Raw genomic sequence first — 16,434 nt, forward strand, 5'->3', positions numbered from 1 at the left:
TCACTGCAACAGCGCGACACACTCCACGTGATGCGTCATCGGGAACGCGTCGAAAGCCCGCAGATCCGTCAGCGAGTAGCCGTGCTCGGAGAAGAACTGCACGTCCCGCGCCAACGCCGCCGGGTCGCAAGCCACGTAGACGATCCGGTCCGGCTCCCCCGCGGCGATCGCGTTGACGACATCGCGGCCGGCACCCTTGCGCGGCGGGTCGAGCACCACGACGTCGACCGGGGTCGGCGCGTCCCCGATGAGGTGCTCCACCCGTCCGGAACGCCAGCTCACCTGCGGCAGATCGGAAAGGTTGCGCTCGCCGTCGGACACCGCGCGCCGTCCGGATTCGATCGCCAGCACCTGGCCGTCCGGGCCGACCTGCGCGGCGAGCACCGAGGCGAACAGCCCGACCCCGGCATACAGATCCCAGGCGACCCCGCCGCTCGGCGCGTCGGCCCACTCCCGCACGAGCTCCGCCAGCGTGTCCGCCGCGTGCGGGTGGACCTGCCAGAATCCGTGCGCGTCGAGCCGCCAGTCCCGTCCGGCCGCGTGCTGGATCGCCATGCCGCCGGACAACTGCTTGCCCTGCGTACGCCCGCGCACCGTGGCGAGTTCGCGCAGGTGGAGGTGGTTGTCGCCGTCGCTGGTCACTTCCAGTTCGGTGCCCGGCCGCCAGCGCTTGCTCAGCGCGGTGTCGAGCGAGCCGGGCACCGCGATCGGGCAGTCGTCGATCGGGATGACGCGGTGGCTGTGGTGCGCCCGCAAGCCGGCCTGACCGTCCCGTCCGGCGACCAGCCGCACCCGGCTGCGCCAGCCGAGCGGACCGCCTTCGAGCGGTTCCACGACCACTTCGCGTGTGATCCCGGCGAGCCGCTGCAGCTGCTCGGCCACCACCGCGGCCTTCAGCTCCCGCTGGTAGGCCGGTTCGGCGTGCTGCCAGTCGCACCCTCCGCAACCGCCCGGGGCGGCGAGCGGACACGGCGGCGTCACGCGGTGCTCGGACCCGCTGAGCACCTCGATCGCGTCGGCCCGGCAGAACGAGCCGCCCTTGTCCTCGGTCACCTCGGCCCGCACGCGTTCGCCGGGCAGCGCGTGCCGTACGAACAGCACTCGTCCGTCCACACGCGACACACAGTGCCCGCCGTGCGCGACTGGGCCGACTTCCAGTTCCAGGATCCGGCCTAGCCAGCTCTCGGTCATTCTGATGGTTCCTTTGTCGCAGGGGCCGGCTTCTTCGCGTCGGCAGGTCGAGGAGTGCCGGGGGTGAACCCGCGCCGGACGTCACCGGCGGACGGGCGGGCCTTGCGCATCCGCGCGGCCGCCTTCTGCGACGACGCCAGCTGCCACGGCACGCTCGCCACGACCACACCCGGCTGGAACAGCAGCCTGCCCTTGAGCCGCAACGCACTTTGGTTGTGCAGCACCTGCTCCCACCAGTGCCCCACCACGTACTCCGGAATGAACACGGTGACCACGTCGCGCGGGTTCGCGCCGCGGACGCGTTTCACGTAATCCAGTACCGGCTTCGTGATTTCCCGGTACGGCGATTCGACGACCTTCAGCGGCACCTTGAACTTGTGCTCTTCCCATTCCTGGGTGAGCGCCCGGGTGTCGGCGTCGTCCACGTTGACCGTGACCGCCTCGAGCACGTCCGGGCGCATCGCCTTGGCGTAGGCCACCGCGCGCAGCGTCGGCCGGTGCAGCTTGGACACCAGCACGATCGCGTGGTTGCGCGAGGGCAGCACGGTCGGCGCGTCGCCCATGTCCTTGAGTTCCTCGGACACCCGGTCGTAGTGCTTCCGGATCGCGGTCATGAGCGCGAAAATCGCCAACATCGCGGCGATCGCGATCCACGCGCCGAGCAGGAATTTGGTGATCAGCACGATCACCAGCACGGTGCCGGTCATGGTCAGGCCGATCGCGTTCACCGTCTGCGAGCGGCGCATCCGCCGCCGCGCGGCCGGGTCGGTCTCCTTGGCCAGCAACCGGTTCCAGTGCCGGATCATGCCCGCCTGGCTCACCGTGAACGACACGAACACGCCCACGATGTACAGCTGGATCAGCCGGGTGACCTCCGCGTCGAACGCGATGATCAGCACCAGCGCGAAGGCCGCGAGGAACAGGATGCCGTTGGAGAACGCCAGCCGGTCGCCGCGGGTGTGCAGCTGCCGCGGCAGGTAGCGGTCCTGGGCGAGGATCGAGCCGAGCACCGGGAAGCCGTTGAACGCGGTGTTCGCGGCCAGCAGCAGGATGATGCCGGTGGAGAACGAGATGTAGTAGAACGCGGGCGGGAAGTCGGAGAACACCGCGTGCGCGATCTGCGCGACGATCGTCTTCTGCTCGTAGCCCGCCGGCGCGCCGGCCAGCTGCCGCGCCGGGTCCTCGGCGAAGTTCACCTTCGTGACGACCGCGAGCGTGATGATCCCGACGAGCATCGTCACCGCGAGCACGCCCATCAGCAGCAGCGTGGTGGCCGCGTTCTTCGACTTCGGCTTGCGGAACGCGGGCACGCCGTTGCTGATCGCCTCGACCCCGGTCAGCGCCGCGGCGCCGGACGAGAAGGACCGCAGGATCAGGAACACGAACGCGAAGCCCGCCCAGTTGCCTTCCTCGTGCAACGTGAAACCGGCGCTCTCGGCGCGCATCTCGGTGCCGGTGGCGGTGCGGAAAAGCCCCCAGACCACCATGATCAGAATGCCCGCGATGAACCCGTACGTGGGGATAGCGAAGGCTTTGCCCGATTCGCGCACCCCGCGGAGGTTGAGCGCGGTCAGCACCGCGACGATCACCACAGCGGTCAGCACCTTGTGGTCGGCCACCCACGGGATCGCCGAACCGATGTTGGCGACACCGGACGAAGTGGACACCGCGACGGTCAGCACGTAGTCGACCAGCAGCGCGCTCGCGACCGTCAGACCGAACTTCCCGCCGAGGTTGGTGGTCGCGACCTCGTAGTCGCCGCCGCCGCTCGGGTACGCGTGCACGTTCTGCCGGTACGACGCCACGACGACGAGCATGACCAGCGCGACCGCGACGCCGATCCACGGCGCGAAGGCGTACGCGGACAGGCCCGCGACGCTCAGCGTCAGGAAGATCTCCTCCGGCGCGTACGCCACGCTGGACAGCGCGTCAGAGGCGAAAATGGGCAGCGCGATGCGCTTGGGCAACAGAGTGTGGGAGAGACGGTCGCTGCGGAACGGACGTCCGAGGACCAGCCGCTTCAGCACTGTCGGGAACTTCGACACCTGCAGAATGTACAGCGGGGCGCGGCTCCTCCGCTGAGGGCGGTGGAGGGGAGGACGGTGGCGCTGACCGAGAGAGGGCAAGGTAGGTTCGGCGCTGGTGTCCGAGGGTACCCACCAACGGGTCATCCGCACCCCTGCGAGGAGGCTAAGCGTGCACGTGGTGATCATGGGATGCGGCCGCGTCGGCGCGTCTCTGGCCGCGGCGCTCGAGCGGCTCGGCCACGACGTGGCCGTCATCGACAAGAACCAGCAGGCGTTCCGCAGGCTGGGCAGCGACTTCCGCGGCCAGCAGGTCGTCGGGGCGGGATTCGACCGCCGGGTGCTCGTCGAGGCCGGGATCGAGCGCGCGGGCGCTTTCGCGGCCGTGTCGAGCGGCGACAATTCCAACATCATCTCCGCGCGGGTCGCGCGCGAGAACTTCGGCGTCGAGCACGTGGTCGCGCGGATCTACGACCACAAGCGCGCCGCGGTGTACGAACGGCTGGGCATCCCGACCGTCGCGACCGTGCCGTGGACGACCGACCGGTTCCTGCGCACCCTGCTGCCCGACGGCGTCGCCTCCGCGTGGCGCGATCCGTCCGGCAACGTCGCGCTGCTGCAGCTGCCGCTGCACGAGGGCTGGGTCGGCCGCAGCGTGCGCGAACTGCAGGAGGCCACCGGTGCGCGGGTGGCGTTCATGATGCGTTTCGGCACCGCGGTGCTGCCGGACGCGAAAACCGTCGTGCAGGCCGACGACGACGTGTGGGTGGCGGCGCGCTCGGGCACCGTCGGAGACGTGACGAGCCTGGCCGCTCGCGCCCCCGAGGAGGAGAACTGATGCGGGTCGCGATCGCGGGCGCGGGAGCCGTCGGGCAGTCCATCGCCGCCGAGCTCATCGACGCGCGCCACCAGGTGATGCTGATCGAGCGCGACGCCGACCAGTTCGAGCCGGAATCCGTTCCGCAGGCCGACTGGGTTCTCGGCGACGCGTGCGAGGTGTCGATCCTCGAGGAGTCCGGCATCGAACGCTGCGACGTCGTGATCGCGGCGAGCGGCGACGACAAGGCGAACCTCGTGGTGTCGCTGCTGGCGAAGACGGAATTCGCCGTGCGGCGCGTGGTGGCGCGGGTGAACAACCCGGCCAATGAATGGCTTTTCACCGACGCGTGGGGCGTCGACGTGGCCGTGTCGACGCCGCGGATGCTCGCCGCGATGGTCGAGGAGGCGGTGAGCGTCGGCGATCTGGTGCGGCTCATGACGTTCCGGCAGGGGCAGGCGAACCTGGTGGAACTCACCCTGCCGGAGGAGACGCCGCTGGCGGGCAAGCCGGTGAGCGAACTGGAGCTGCCGCGCGACGCGGCGCTGGTGACCATCCTGCGCGGCGACCGGGTGATCGTGCCGCAGCCGGAGGATCCGCTGGAGGCGGGCGACGAGCTGCTGTTCGTCGCGACCTCGGACGTCGAACCGGAGATCCGCACGGCGCTCGGCTACTGACGCAACGCGAAAAGGGGCGGCCCGCGGCGGGTCCGCCCCTTTTCGCGTACGTATGTCGGATCAGGTCTCGGGCGTCGGCGCCTGCGCGTATTTCTTCCGCAGCCGCGCCTCTATCTGCGCGTCGGTTTCCGGCTCCGGTTCTTCCTCGGCAAGCGCCTTCAGCCGTTTGTCGGAGCGGCGCACCGCCCAGACGACCACCAGCAGCCCGATCGCGTACAGCGGGTAGCCCATCGCGATCTTGGCGAACGCGAGCCAGCCGGTCTGGTCGCCGTCGTAGAGCCAGCGCTGCACCACGAAGCGGGCCGCGAAGATGACGGCCATCGCGAGCGTCGCGACGTCGTAGCCGTAGCGGGACGGCTTGTCCTTGCGCCAGGCGGTGCCGTTGCCGTTGAGCGCGTTCCACACGACGCCCGCCAGCGGCCAGCGCACCAGCACCGAGACCACGAATACGGCGCAGTACGCGAGGCTCGCCCAGATGCCGAAGAGGAAGAACCCCTTCGCGGATCCGGTGCGGAACGCGATGAACGCCGCGATCGCGACGCCGAAGAATCCCGAGATGGCCGGCTGCAGCGGCTCCTTGCGCACCACGCGCAGGACGGTGATGGCCACCGCGCTGCCGATCGAGCCCCAGATCGCCACGGTGAGCCCGAAGAACGCGTTCAGTAGGACGAACACGATGACCGGCACCGAGGAGTAGAACAGGCCGGAAACCCCGCCCATCTGCTCCATCAGCGTCGGCTGCCGCTCTTCGTCGTCGCCCGGTCCGGGCGCGTCCTTCTCGTCGCGGGGAGCAGCGGGTTCATTCACGAGCGTTGATCACCCTACCGGGCTCTGGAGTTCGTAATACGGGTTGTAGAGCACCTTCTGCCCGTCCCGTTCGGCCATCCGGCCGCGCACCTTGACAGTACGGCCGGGCTCGATGCCGGGAATCCGGCGCCTGCCCAACCAGATTAACGTCACGCCCTGCGTGCCGTCGAACAGCTCCGCCTGCAGCGAGGCGGGCCCGTCGGTCGGCGACAGCTCGACGCTGCGCAGCCTTCCGAGCACTGTCACCTCTTCGCCGGACCGGCAGTCACACGCGCGCTGCGCGCCTTCGGCACCCGACCTCTCGGACATCTCGTCGGCGTCGAGGTCCTCGACGTCGCTGGTCAGCTTGCGAACCAACCGGCTGAAGTAGCCGCCGTCCTTGGCGGACATGGTGTGCTCCTGTGCTCCGGGGCCCCCGACTTCGTTCGGCCCGTGCGTGTTCCAGCGTAGCTGCGGTCCCAGCTAGGGAAACGGGTTTGCGGCAAGATCGCAACGTGACGTCCGCAATCCGTCTCCCGGCCGCTGTCCTGTTGCCCGGGACTGGCTCTGACGAGGTCTTCGTGCGCTCGGTGTTCGGCGGGCCGCTCGCGGCGCTCGGCGTGCCGATGATCACGCCCGCGCCTTCTCCCGGGGCGGGTCTCGCCGAGGGGTTTCTGGCTGAGCTGGACCGTCTCGCTGACCGGTACGGGACCTTGCTGGTGGGCGGGATTTCGTTCGGGGCGCATCTCGCGGCGGAGTGGGCGGTGGCGAATCCCGGGCGTTGCGGGGGGCTGCTGGCGGCGCTCCCGGCCTGGAACGGGGAATCCGCGCAAGCACCCGCGGCGGTGGCTGCGACGGTTACAGCGGATCTGGTGGCTTCCTCTGGGGTGGAGGGGGCTTTGGCGCAGGCTGCCGGCGGGAGCCCGGGGTGGCTCGCGGAGGAGCTGGGGCGGGCGTGGCGGCGGCATGGGGCGGGGTTGGAGGCTGGGTTGCGGGTGGCGGCCGGGAGGGCGGCACCGACGGTGGAGGCGTTGCGGGGGGTGGGGGTTCCGGCTGGGGTCGGGGGGTGTGTGGACGATCCGGTGCATCCCGTTTCGGTTGCCCGGGAGTGGGCACGGGCGTTGCCTCGCGGGGTGTGCGGGGAGACGTCGCTGGAGGCGGTGGGGCAGGATCGGGAGACGCTGGGGAGGGTGACTGTTTTGGCGTTTTTGCGGGCGTTGGGAGGATTCGGCTCGTCGCCTGGCGGCGACATTGCGCCGGGTCGCGCGTAGGGGCACCCCGAAGCTGGATTGTGCTGACGGTTCGAGGGTGCTTGTCAAGGCGGGAAAGATGCCTTGACAAGCACCCTCGAACCGCAGGGAAGGCTTCGTATCGGGGTGCAGGGCGGGGCTGGCTGCCTGGGTGAGTTGGGTGCGCTGGCTGCGGGTCGTCGGGTGGGGTGAAAAAGGCCCTCACGGAGTGCGTCCGTGAGGGCCTTGGGGAGCTGGAGCTTGTTTTTAGCCTTGCTGTTCGGCGATGTGCTGTGCCACTGCGTCGGGGAGGGTGATGGGGAGCGGGGTGCGCACCGGCATCGGGGAGTTGCCTCGGTCTACGACGGTGCGGCGCACGATCGCTCGGAGCACCTCGGGGGCTTGCGAGGCGGTCGATTGCGGGCCGGCGATCACGCCGCGCAGCATCCAGCGCGGGCCGTCCACTCCGACGAACCGCAGGGCTACGTCGCCGACGATCGCGGACAGTTCCATGCCCCATTCGCCTCGGCCGATGTTGACCTTCGCGCCGTCCGCGCGCAGCTGGTCGGCGAGTTCGTTGCTCACTTCGCGCCACAGGCCGCCGGATTTCGGCGCCGCGTAGGCGCTGACGGTGATCTGCCCGACTTCGGTCACGACGTGCACCGCGCGCACGCCGCCTTCCTCCGGGTCCATTTCGACCTGCACCTGCGAACCGTCGGGCACCGGTACGCGCACCGAGCCCAGGTCGATGCGCGGGATGCCGTCTTCTTCGGCCTCGGCGACGTCGAACGGGCCGTCGGTGGTCTCCGACAGCTGGTCCTCGGGTTCGAGCGCGTCGTCGGTGCCGGCTTCGGCGCTTTCTCCGCTCTGAGCGGCGACGCCCCCGGTCTCGTCGTCGCCGGACCGGCGCTTGCGTCCGAAAATCCCCACTATCGTTCCGTTCCTTCCCCGGTGCCCGCGCCGGTGTCTCCGGCGCCAGCTGCCAGTGTGGCGTGCCCGCCGGTCGAGCCGTAACCTCCCGCGCCGCGTTCGGTCCCGTCGAGTTCGGCGACCTCGACGAACTCCGCGTGCTCCACCCGCTGGATCACCAGCTGCGCGATCCGGTCGCCGCGCGCCAGCACGATTTTCTCGCGCGGGTCGTGATTGACCAGACAGACTTTGATCTCGCCGCGGTAGCCCGAGTCGATCGTGCCCGGAGTGTTGACCACCGACAATCCGACGCGCGCCGCGAGCCCCGAGCGAGGGTGCACGAACCCGGCGTACCCGGAAGGCAGCGCGATCGCGACCCCGGTGCCGACGACCCCGCGCTCGCCGGGCCCGAGCACGATATCCGAGGTGGTGACGAGATCGGCCCCGGCGTCGCCGGGCCGGGCATAGGCGGGCGGCGGGACTTGCGGGTCGAGCCGCTGAAGGAGGACCTGAACGCTGGACACGGGCGGCGAGACTACCCTTGTCGTGTGGCTGACCGCGTGAACACCGCCGCGACGGGCGTCGTCGCACACTCAGAACGGCTCTACCTGCCATGGTGGGGCTGGCCCCTGCCGATGGCCGGAGCGATCCTGCTGGGCGTCGAGGTCCACCTGGGCTACCCGTCGATCCCGATGTGGATCCCGCTCGCGGTCGCCGTGCCGGTCATGGCCGCGCTCCTGCTCTCGCTGGGCAGGGCGAAAATCAAGATCACCAGCGGCGACGACCCCGAACTCTGGGTCGGCGACGCCCACCTCCCGCTGCGCTACGTCGGCGAAATCACCGTCGTGGAAAAAGACGCCAAACGCCACGCCCTGGGCCGCGACGGCGACCCCGCCGCCTTCGTCCTGCACCGCGGCTGGATAGGCCCCGCCGTCCGGTTCACCCTGACCGACCCAGCCGACCCCACCCCCTACTGGCTCTTCAGCACCCGCAAGCCACAACGAGTAGTCGAACTCCTCCGCGGCACCGCCTGACAAACCGCCGCCAGCACACCCAACGCACGAGGCAGCCAGCCCCCGCCCTGCACCCCGATACGAAGCCTTCCCTGCGGTCGGTGGGTGCTTGTCAAGGCATCTTTCCCGCCTTGACAAGCACCCACCGACCGTCAGCACAATCAAGCTTCGGGGTGCCCCTACGCCCCACCCACAGCAATGTCGCCGCCAGGCGACGAGCCGAACCCACGACACACCCCGAACACGAGTAAGGGGGCCGCCCCGAAGGCCGACCCCCCTGCTACCCGGTCACACCAGACCGCGAAACCCCGTGAATCTCCCTGTGGTTCCCCTCGAAAATCCCCAGGTCAGGCGCAGTCGCGGCAGATCAGCCGGCCGCCGTTGTCCTCGGCGAGCCTGCTGCGGTGGTGCACCAGGAAGCACACCGAGCAGGTGAACTCGTCCGCCTGCTTCGGCACGACCTTCACGGTCATGTCTTCCCCGGAGAGCCCGGAGAGGTCCGCGCCGGGAAGTTCGAAGTTCTCCGCGGTCGCGTCCTCGTCGACGTCGACGACGCCGGACTGGTTCTCGTTCCGCCGGGCCTTCAGCTCCTCCAACGAGTCTTCGGCCAGCTCGTCGGCTTCGCTGCGGCGCGGAGCGTCGTAGTCGGTAGCCATTGTCCCTCACCCCTGCGATTCAGCATCTCGTCCTGCACCGGTTCCGGAGGCGCCCGATACCGGTCGTGCCGCTGGTCAACGTTCCAGCGCCCCTGTTTGTGCCCGGCCTGCGAGTGACCCAGGTCTCAACCCGGTTGACCTCGTCCGGCGGCCGGAGCCCGGGAAGGGTAGCTCACCGCCGGGCGCGCCTCGCACCGAGTCGGACATTGCTGTGCCAGCGTCACCCGGGAGGGGGAACGCGCAGGTGAGACGCCTGTCCTCCGATCGGGTTGCCCCGGCGTCGGTTACCTCACCTCGCGGCCGCGTCCGCTTGCTCCCGCGGAGCCGTCCGTGGTGCGATCGCCGCGGAGGGGCATTACGCGGAACGGGTGAAGGTGACCCGCGACACCGCGCGCCGCGGTCAGCGCCTAGGCTCACCGGCTACCACGCCGGTGCGTACGCTGGCGGTTACCGCGAGGCGCGGCGGGGCGACCGCGGCCGGTTCTGCGAGGGGAAGGGACGGGGCAGGTGGCGTCGGGGAACGGGTCGGGGAACCGTGGTGCGCGGCCTTATCGCAAGCACCGTCCGCTGCCCGCGTTGATCGTGATCGGCGTGCTCGCGCTCGGCGCGGTGTTCGTGTGGGTCCACGCCGTGGTCGGCCGCGGCGACGTCGACGAGGCGGTCCGCTGCACCCCGGAGCCCAAAGCGCCGCCGGGAGTCACCTACACGTCCGTCCCGCACAACGGATTGGACGACCGCTCGCCGATGCCGCCGGACAGGATCGCGCTGAAGGTGCTCAACGCGAGCAGCACGCGCGGGCAGGGCAGCATCGCCACCAACGCGCTGCGGGAACTCGGCTTCACCGCGATCGGCAATCCCGACAACGACCCGGCGTACCCGAAGGGCGACGCGCGCTGCCGCGGCCAGATCCGCTACGGCGACAACGGCGCTTCGGCGGCCCGCACGGTCAGCCTGGTGATCCCGTGCGCGGAGCTGGTCCACGACACCCGCAAGGACGCCTCCGTCGACCTGGCCACCGGGAAGCTCTTCACCGACATCCAGCCGCGTCCCGAGGCGGTCAAGATTCTCAAGCAGCTCACCGCCTGGTCGCAGGCGCACCAGGGCGGCGGCAGCAGCGAGCAGTCCGCCAGCCCCGGCGCGCCGGTGATCGACCAGGCGCTCCTGGCTTCCGCTCGCGCCGTCACCTGCTGACCCCGCGACGAGGTCAGCAGGCACGGCCCGCGGTCACACCTCTGCCGCACCGCCCGCGGACAGCGCCGCGCGCAGTTCCGCCGCGATCCCCGGCGACGCCGCGAACGTCGCGTCCTCCCCCAGATCGGCCGCTTCGCCCGGCAGCAGCACCGTCGCGCCCGCCTCCTGGGCCACCAGCGCTCCGGCGGCCCAGTCCCAGCGGTGCAGACCGTGCTCGAAGTACCCGTCCAGCCAGCCGGCCGCGACGGCGCACAGGTCCAGCGAAGCCGCTCCCCGGCGGCGGATGTCGCGCACGCGCCCGATCAGATCCGCGGTCAGCTTGCCCTGCCGGACGCGGCGGTCCTGCCCGTAGGCGAACCCCATCCCGACGAGCGCCAGCTCCAACCGGTCCGCCGCCGACACCGACAGCCGGGTGCCGTCGAGCCACGAACCTCCGCCGCGCACGGCCGTCCAGCGCCGTCCGCTCACCGGCTCCACGACCGCTCCCGCGACCGACACCCCGTCCACCTGAGCCGCGATCGACACCGCGAAGGTCGGCAGGCCGTACAGGAAGTTGACCGTCCCGTCGATCGGATCCACGACCCAGGTGACCCCGCCGGCGGCGTCGTTGCCTGCCCCGCCGCCCTCCTCCCCCAGCACCGGTTCCCCGGGCCGGATCCGCTTCAGCCGGGCCCGCACCAGTTCCTCCGACTCCCGGTCCACCGCGGTGACCACGTCGGTCTCCCCCGACTTCGTGTCCACCGCGACCTCGCCGCCGGACTGCATCCGCACCCAGGCCGTCCGGACCAGGTGCGCGGCCTCGACCGCGACCTGCTCGGCGGTGTTTTTCAGGTCGTTCAGCATCGCCTCGTCAACTCCCACGCCCGCCATGTCACCACATCCGGTTAAAGTCTCCGCAGCAGACTTCTGAATCGTGCGAGAAGGGACCACGTCAGTGACGGCGACCCGAGGCTTCGGAATCGACATCGGCGGCAGCGGGATCAAAGGCGCGCTGGTCGATTTGGAACAGGGACAGCTCATCGGGGACCGGCACCGGATCGAAACGCCGCAGCCGTCGACGCCGGACGCGGTGGCCGACGTCGTCGCCGAGATCGTGCGCGCGGCGGAGTGGGACGGGCCGGTCGGCGTGACGCTTCCCGCGGTGGTCAAGAGGGGGACCGCGCACACCGCGGCCAACATCGACCACAAATGGATCGGCACGGACGCCGAAGCGCTCTTCGCGAAGCGGCTCGGCAAGGGCGTCGAGGAGGTCACGATGCTCAACGACGCGGACGCCGCGGGCCTCGCCGAGATCCGCTTCGGCGACGCGGCCGCGCGCACCGGCGTGACCGCCCTGCTCACCTTCGGCACCGGCATCGGCAGCGCGCTGTTCCACGACGGCAAGCTCGTGCCCAACACCGAATTCGGCCATCTGGAGGTCGACGGCCACGACGCGGAAAAGCGCGCCGCCGCTTCGATCAAGGACAACGAGGGCCTGTCGTATCCGGAGTGGGCCAAGCGGGTGCACCGGTACCTCTCGGTGCTGGAGAACCTGATCTGGCCGGATCTGTTCATCGTCGGCGGCGGCGTCAGCAAGAAGGCCGAGAAGTGGGTGCCGCTGCTGGACATCCGCACGCCGGTGGTCGTCGCGTCGCTGCAGAACAACGCGGGCATCGTCGGGGCCGCGGCGGCCGCGGCAGAGGGCGCCGGGCACTGAACGACCGGTCCGCGCCGGGTCTCGGACCGGTCACCGCCAGGCGCCGGGTAGGGGGCCGGAGGGTGATCGCTTCGCGACGCAGTGGGCCGACGTCGTTACAATGGAACACGGCGCAGGAGCTGCGGAGGTAAAACCGCAGGCCGAGGCGTGTTCCCCGAATGTGAGGCAGCTGAGGTGGCGACATCTCGGCTCGTCATGATCGACCGCTGCGAAAGGGCGTAAGTGGCAGCCGCAAGAACCGCAACCCGAGGCGGGACGAAGACAGCGACCGAAGCCGGCGAGCCGGCCGACGAGGCAGCCACCGGAGCGGCGAAGTCCCCGGCGCGCAAGACCGCCGCGAAGCCGGCGGGCGCGAAGAAGACTCCGGCCAAGAAGGCTCCGGCGAAGAAGGCCGCCGCGAAGGGTCCGAAGACCGACGACGGCGATCCCGACGGCCCGGTCGACCTCGACGAGGCCGAACTCGACAGCCCGGACCTGTCCGATCTCGAAGAGGTCGAGGTCGACGTCGTCGACGAGACGGTCAACGACGAGGCCGACGACGACGAGGACGACTCCGACGACGAGGCCGAGGCGACCGACGGGGCCGCGGCCACGTCCACCGCCGCGCGCCGTCGCGCGAGCCAGGCGGACAAGGGCGGCAAGTCCTCGGACAACCCGGACTTCGTGTGGGACGAGGAGGAGTCCGAGGCGCTGCGCCAGGCGCGCAAGGACGCCGAGCTCACCGCGTCGGCCGACTCGGTCCGCGCCTACCTCAAGCAGATCGGCAAGGTCGCGCTGCTGAACGCCGAGGAGGAGGTGGAGCTCGCCAAGCGGATCGAGGCGGGGCTCTACGCCGCCGAGCGCGTGCGCACCGCCGAGGAGGAGGGCGAGAAGCTCGTCACCCAGATGCGCCGCGACCTCAAGTGGATCGTGCGCGACGGCGAGCGGGCCAAGAACCACCTGCTGGAGGCGAACCTCCGGCTCGTCGTGTCGCTGGCCAAGCGCTACACCGGCCGCGGCATGGCGTTCCTGGACCTGATCCAGGAGGGCAACCTCGGCCTGATCCGCGCGGTGGAGAAGTTCGACTACACCAAGGGCTACAAGTTCTCCACGTACGCCACGTGGTGGATCCGCCAGGCGATCACCCGCGCGATGGCCGACCAGGCGCGCACCATCCGCATCCCGGTGCACATGGTCGAGGTCATCAACAAGCTCGGCCGCATCCAGCGCGAGCTCCTGCAGGACCTCGGCCGCGAGCCGACGCCCGAGGAACTCGCCAAGGAGATGGACATCTCGCCGGAGAAGGTCCTGGAGATCCAGCAGTACGCGCGCGAGCCGATCTCGCTGGACCAGACCATCGGCGACGAGGGCGACTCGCAGCTCGGCGACTTCATCGAGGACTCCGAGGCAGTCGTCGCGGTCGACGCGGTGTCGTTCACGCTGCTGCAGGACCAGCTCCAGTCGGTGCTGCAGACGCTGTCCGAGCGCGAGGCGGGCGTGGTCCGGCTGCGCTTCGGCCTCACCGACGGCCAGCCGCGCACCCTCGACGAGATCGGCCAGGTCTACGGGGTCACGCGCGAGCGGATCCGGCAGATCGAGTCGAAGACGATGTCGAAGCTGCGCCACCCGTCGCGTTCGCAGGTGCTGCGCGACTACCTGGACTGAGCTTCTCAGGTTCCCGCGAGAAACCCCGCCCCGCACTACGCGGCGGCGGGGTTTCTGCGTTTACCGACAACAACGCGCGCGGAGCCGGCCGGGCATTTCCGCGAAATCCTTCTTTCGGCTGACCACAGTGGACCGGACAAGTCCCGAAAACTCGGCGGCGCGCGGGCCCGACGCGAATTACGCTGCGGCACAACGGAATCCGCGAGGCGAATCCCACGCAGGCGAACGTGCGACTCGGCCGAACCTCAAGCGAGGGGATCGAATGCCTGTCCGTTTCCCGTTCACAACCGTTCACGCGGAACCCCCGGAACCGTTCCGGAATACTCATCGCCGGTGCACGGCCGCGCACTTACCGCGACAATGGGGCGCGGACAAGATGCTAAAGTCGGTTGTTCTCCGCCAGAACGCGGAAATCGTGATTGTTTGGTTGCCTGGAAACGAAGATCGCAACGGCTGATCGCCATTAGGCTGCGCCCACAACGAGCGTCAGTATTGGAAGGCAGCACCGCCCAGTGTTTTCGACGAAAACTCAATCGCGAGCGAGCCAGGGATGTCCGGCGGCACGGAGCGGATCCTCCGTCCCCGGTGAAGCGAGGCACCTGTGATCGGGTTCCTCCTCCGCAGACTCGTCAACTACATCGCCCTGTGCCTCGTCGCGACCTTCGCGGCGTTCTCCCTGGCATCGCTGTCCTTCAGCCCGCTGGACGCGCTCAAGCTGCGCAATCCGCCCGCCCCGCAGGCGACGATCGACGCGAAGGCCGCCGAACTCCACTTGGACCAGGCGATCCCGCATCGGTTCATCACCTGGCTGGGCGGCGTCTTCCAAGGCAACTTCGGCCGTACCGTCGCCGATCAGGCGATCACCGACGAGCTGTTCCGCCGCGCGGGCGTGAGCCTGCGGCTGTTCCTGCTCGGCATCACGATCGGCATCATCATCGGCGTGCTGGTCGGCGTGGTCAGCGCGATCCGGCAGTACAAGATCAGCGACTACCTCGCCACCACGTTCTCCTTCGTGGTGCTGTCGACGCCGGTGTTCGTGATCGCGACGATCCTCAAAGCGGGCGCGCAGTCGGTCAATGACAACCTGCTCGACGGATACCAGTTCTTCATCGTGCAGGGCGAAGGCGGCGCCGTCGACGGCAGTTTCGGCGACGCTCTGCTCGACCGGCTGCAGCACATCATCGTGCCGACCCTGGCGATCGTGCTGACCCAGGTCGCCTACTACAGCCGCTATCAGCGCTCGGCGATGCTCGACGTGCTCGGCTCGGACTTCCTGCGCACCGCGCAGGCCAAGGGCCTCACCCGCAGGCGCGCGCTGTTCAAGCACGGCCTCCGCACCGCGCTGATCCCGATGGCGACGCTGTTCGCGTTCGGCTTCGGCCTTCTCATCACCGGCGGCGTTTTCACCGAGAAGATCTTCGGCTGGTACGGCATGGGCGACTGGCTGGTGACCGGCATCCAGAAGCAGGACACCAACATCGTGACCACCGTGACCCTGTTCATCGCGATCTGCGTGCTGCTCGCCGGCTGGCTCGCGGACGTGCTCTACGCCGCGCTCGACCCGAGGGTGAGGATCTGATGGCCGCCCCATTGAACGAGGCCGACCTCGCCGACTCGGCCGTCGCAGCCACCGAAACCCAGACCGAGCAGCAGACCGGGAAGTCCTCCAGCCGGGGAAGGCTCGTCGCCCGCCGGTTCTTCCGCAACAAACTGGCCCTGGCCGGTCTCGTCGTGATCCTGCTGTTCTACGTCCTGGCGTTCACCTACAGCTGGTATTCGCCGTGGGGCTACGACGAACTCGACCCGGCCTCGACGCTGATGCCGCCGGACGGCACGCACTGGTTCGGCACCAACCAGATCGGCGGCGACATGTTCGCGCAGACCATGCGCGGACTGCAGAAGTCGCTCACCATCGGCCTGCTGGCCGCGCTGTTCTCCACCGGCGTGGCCTCGATCGTCGGCTCCGCGGCCGGGTACTTCGGCGGCTGGACCGACCGGGTGTCGATGTGGGTCGTCGACCTGCTGCTGATCCTGCCGCCGTTCCTGATCATCTCGATCCTGTCGCCGGCCTTCCGCGGCAAGACGTGGCTGATCCTGGTCGGCCTGATCGCGCTGTTCCAGTGGATGATCACCGCCCGCATCGTCCGCGGCATGACGCTGACGCTGCGCGAGCGCGAGTTCGTCAAGGCCGCCAAGTTCATGGGCCAGTCCCCGTGGCGGATCATCTTCAAGCACATCGTGCCGAACATGGCTTCGCTGCTGATCATCGACGCGACGATCAACGTCGGCGTCGCGATCATCATGGAGACGTCGCTGTCGTTCTTCGGCTTCGGCGTGCAGGCTCCGGACGTTTCGCTGGGCACGCTGATCTCGGCGGGTTCCGACGCGGTCCGCACGTTCCCGTGGCTGTTCTACATCCCGGCCGGCTTCCTGGTGTTCACCGTGCTCGCGGTGAACTTCGTCGGCGACGGCCTGCGCGACGCGCTCGACCCGTCGTCCAGCCGTTCGCGGCGCAAGGAACGGAAGCGGATCGAAGAAAAGACCAAGTCGACTGCCTCGACGCAGACGCAGCAGACCGTGGGAGCAGAAGCATGAGCACCG

Annotated in this window: 17 protein-coding genes; 9 read left to right on the plus strand and 8 right to left on the minus strand. The window is 69.5% G+C overall.

Going from position 1 to position 16,434, the window contains the following annotated elements; translation table 11 throughout:
- Together H5411_RS03275 and H5411_RS03280 are read right to left on the minus strand one after the other, a co-directional pair.
- Nucleotides 1-1,191, minus strand: coding sequence for a class I SAM-dependent RNA methyltransferase (locus tag H5411_RS03275; protein ID WP_183122908.1), 1,191 nt, complete (start codon nt 1,189-1,191; stop codon nt 1-3).
- Nucleotides 1,188-3,236 carry an APC family permease gene (locus H5411_RS03280; protein WP_183122909.1) on the minus strand — a complete coding sequence of 683 codons (2,049 nt, stop codon included), beginning with the start codon at nt 3,234-3,236 and terminating at the stop codon, nt 1,188-1,190. Before H5411_RS03280 ends, H5411_RS03275 begins: the two co-directional genes overlap by 4 nt.
- A gap of 151 nt (nt 3,237-3,387) precedes the next feature.
- Between H5411_RS03280 and H5411_RS03285 the strand changes: the two genes are divergently transcribed.
- Nucleotides 3,388-4,053 (plus strand): potassium channel family protein, encoded by a 666-nt coding sequence (locus tag H5411_RS03285; RefSeq protein ID WP_101434675.1) that lies wholly within the window; start codon nt 3,388-3,390, stop codon nt 4,051-4,053.
- Nucleotides 4,053-4,709, plus strand: a complete 657-nt coding sequence (locus tag H5411_RS03290; RefSeq protein ID WP_101434676.1) for a potassium channel family protein — start codon at nt 4,053-4,055, stop codon at nt 4,707-4,709. The genes H5411_RS03285 and H5411_RS03290 overlap by 1 nt, the downstream gene beginning before the upstream one ends.
- Nucleotides 4,710-4,769: 60 nt before the next feature.
- Here the strand turns inward: H5411_RS03290 and H5411_RS03295 are convergent, their stop codons facing one another.
- Complete coding sequence (locus tag H5411_RS03295) at nt 4,770-5,516, minus strand: DUF3159 domain-containing protein (RefSeq protein ID WP_376772086.1); 747 nt, start codon at nt 5,514-5,516, stop codon at nt 4,770-4,772.
- 9 nt (nt 5,517-5,525) lie between these two features.
- Complete coding sequence (locus H5411_RS03300) at nt 5,526-5,906, minus strand: OB-fold nucleic acid binding domain-containing protein (RefSeq protein ID WP_009075573.1); 381 nt, start codon at nt 5,904-5,906, stop codon at nt 5,526-5,528.
- Between the two features lie 104 nt (nt 5,907-6,010).
- Here H5411_RS03300 and H5411_RS03305 point away from each other — a divergent pair, with 104 nt between their 5' ends.
- On the plus strand, nt 6,011-6,766 hold the full coding sequence (locus tag H5411_RS03305) for an alpha/beta hydrolase (RefSeq protein ID WP_183122910.1): 756 nt from the start codon (nt 6,011-6,013) through the stop codon (nt 6,764-6,766).
- A 225-nt stretch (nt 6,767-6,991) separates the two neighbouring features.
- Here H5411_RS03305 and H5411_RS03310 read toward each other — a convergent pair whose 3' ends face one another.
- Both H5411_RS03310 and dut read right to left on the minus strand, forming a co-directional pair.
- The gene (locus H5411_RS03310; protein ID WP_101434678.1) at nt 6,992-7,654 is read right to left on the minus strand and encodes a DUF3710 domain-containing protein; all 663 of its coding nucleotides are present in this window, start codon (nt 7,652-7,654) and stop codon (nt 6,992-6,994) included.
- Nucleotides 7,654-8,157 carry a dUTP diphosphatase gene (gene dut / locus H5411_RS03315; RefSeq protein WP_101434679.1) on the minus strand — a complete coding sequence of 168 codons (504 nt, stop codon included), beginning with the start codon at nt 8,155-8,157 and terminating at the stop codon, nt 7,654-7,656. Before dut ends, H5411_RS03310 begins: the two co-directional genes overlap by 1 nt.
- A 24-nt stretch (nt 8,158-8,181) precedes the next feature.
- On the opposite strand from dut, the gene H5411_RS03320 reads away from it, so the two are divergent.
- The gene (locus H5411_RS03320; protein WP_183122911.1) at nt 8,182-8,667 is read left to right on the plus strand and encodes a DUF3093 domain-containing protein; all 486 of its coding nucleotides are present in this window, start codon (nt 8,182-8,184) and stop codon (nt 8,665-8,667) included.
- A gap of 326 nt (nt 8,668-8,993) precedes the next feature.
- Here H5411_RS03320 and H5411_RS03325 read toward each other — a convergent pair whose 3' ends face one another.
- On the minus strand, nt 8,994-9,302 hold the full coding sequence (locus H5411_RS03325) for a DUF4193 domain-containing protein (protein WP_013224476.1): 309 nt from the start codon (nt 9,300-9,302) through the stop codon (nt 8,994-8,996).
- 507 nt (nt 9,303-9,809) lie between these two features.
- Between H5411_RS03325 and cei the strand changes: the two genes are divergently transcribed.
- A complete protein-coding gene (gene cei / locus H5411_RS03330; RefSeq protein WP_183122912.1) occupies nt 9,810-10,493 on the plus strand; it encodes an envelope integrity protein Cei in 684 nt (227 codons plus the stop codon).
- 33 nt (nt 10,494-10,526) lie between these two features.
- Here the strand turns inward: cei and H5411_RS03335 are convergent, their stop codons facing one another.
- The gene (locus tag H5411_RS03335; protein ID WP_101434682.1) at nt 10,527-11,363 is read right to left on the minus strand and encodes an inositol monophosphatase family protein; all 837 of its coding nucleotides are present in this window, start codon (nt 11,361-11,363) and stop codon (nt 10,527-10,529) included.
- Nucleotides 11,364-11,427: 64 nt separating this feature from the next.
- Between H5411_RS03335 and ppgK the strand changes: the two genes are divergently transcribed.
- The 4 genes from ppgK to H5411_RS03355 all read left to right on the plus strand — a co-directional run bounded on the left by ppgK (nt 11,428) and on the right by H5411_RS03355 (nt 16,428).
- Complete coding sequence (gene ppgK, locus H5411_RS03340; RefSeq protein ID WP_101434683.1) at nt 11,428-12,189, plus strand: polyphosphate--glucose phosphotransferase; 762 nt, start codon at nt 11,428-11,430, stop codon at nt 12,187-12,189.
- Nucleotides 12,190-12,411: 222 nt separating this feature from the next.
- A complete protein-coding gene (locus H5411_RS03345; RefSeq protein WP_101434684.1) occupies nt 12,412-13,833 on the plus strand; it encodes an RNA polymerase sigma factor in 1,422 nt (473 codons plus the stop codon).
- Between the two features lie 601 nt (nt 13,834-14,434).
- Nucleotides 14,435-15,412 carry an ABC transporter permease gene (locus H5411_RS03350; RefSeq protein WP_101434685.1) on the plus strand — a complete coding sequence of 326 codons (978 nt, stop codon included), beginning with the start codon at nt 14,435-14,437 and terminating at the stop codon, nt 15,410-15,412.
- A complete protein-coding gene (locus tag H5411_RS03355) occupies nt 15,412-16,428 on the plus strand; it encodes an ABC transporter permease (protein WP_101434686.1) in 1,017 nt (338 codons plus the stop codon). Before H5411_RS03350 ends, H5411_RS03355 begins: the two co-directional genes overlap by 1 nt.
- Nucleotides 16,429-16,434: the final 6 nt, after the last annotated feature.

Origin of the sequence: Amycolatopsis echigonensis (assembly GCF_014174495.1) — a bacterium.
Taxonomy (GTDB): domain Bacteria; phylum Actinomycetota; class Actinomycetes; order Mycobacteriales; family Pseudonocardiaceae; genus Amycolatopsis; species Amycolatopsis echigonensis.

What these genes read in the sequence shown, in the direction of transcription:
- H5411_RS03275 (WP_183122908.1), bottom strand. Translation starts at nt 1,191, where the DNA reads ATGACCGAGAGCTGGCTAGGCCGGATCCTGGAACTGGAAGTCGGCCCA.
- H5411_RS03300 (WP_009075573.1), bottom strand. Translation starts at nt 5,906, where the DNA reads ATGTCCGCCAAGGACGGCGGCTACTTCAGCCGGTTGGTTCGCAAGCTG.
- H5411_RS03355 (WP_101434686.1), top strand. Translation starts at nt 15,412, where the DNA reads ATGGCCGCCCCATTGAACGAGGCCGACCTCGCCGACTCGGCCGTCGCA.
- H5411_RS03325 (WP_013224476.1), bottom strand. Translation starts at nt 9,302, where the DNA reads ATGGCTACCGACTACGACGCTCCGCGCCGCAGCGAAGCCGACGAGCTG.
- H5411_RS03335 (WP_101434682.1), bottom strand. Translation starts at nt 11,363, where the DNA reads ATGGCGGGCGTGGGAGTTGACGAGGCGATGCTGAACGACCTGAAAAAC.
- H5411_RS03290 (WP_101434676.1), top strand. Translation starts at nt 4,053, where the DNA reads ATGCGGGTCGCGATCGCGGGCGCGGGAGCCGTCGGGCAGTCCATCGCC.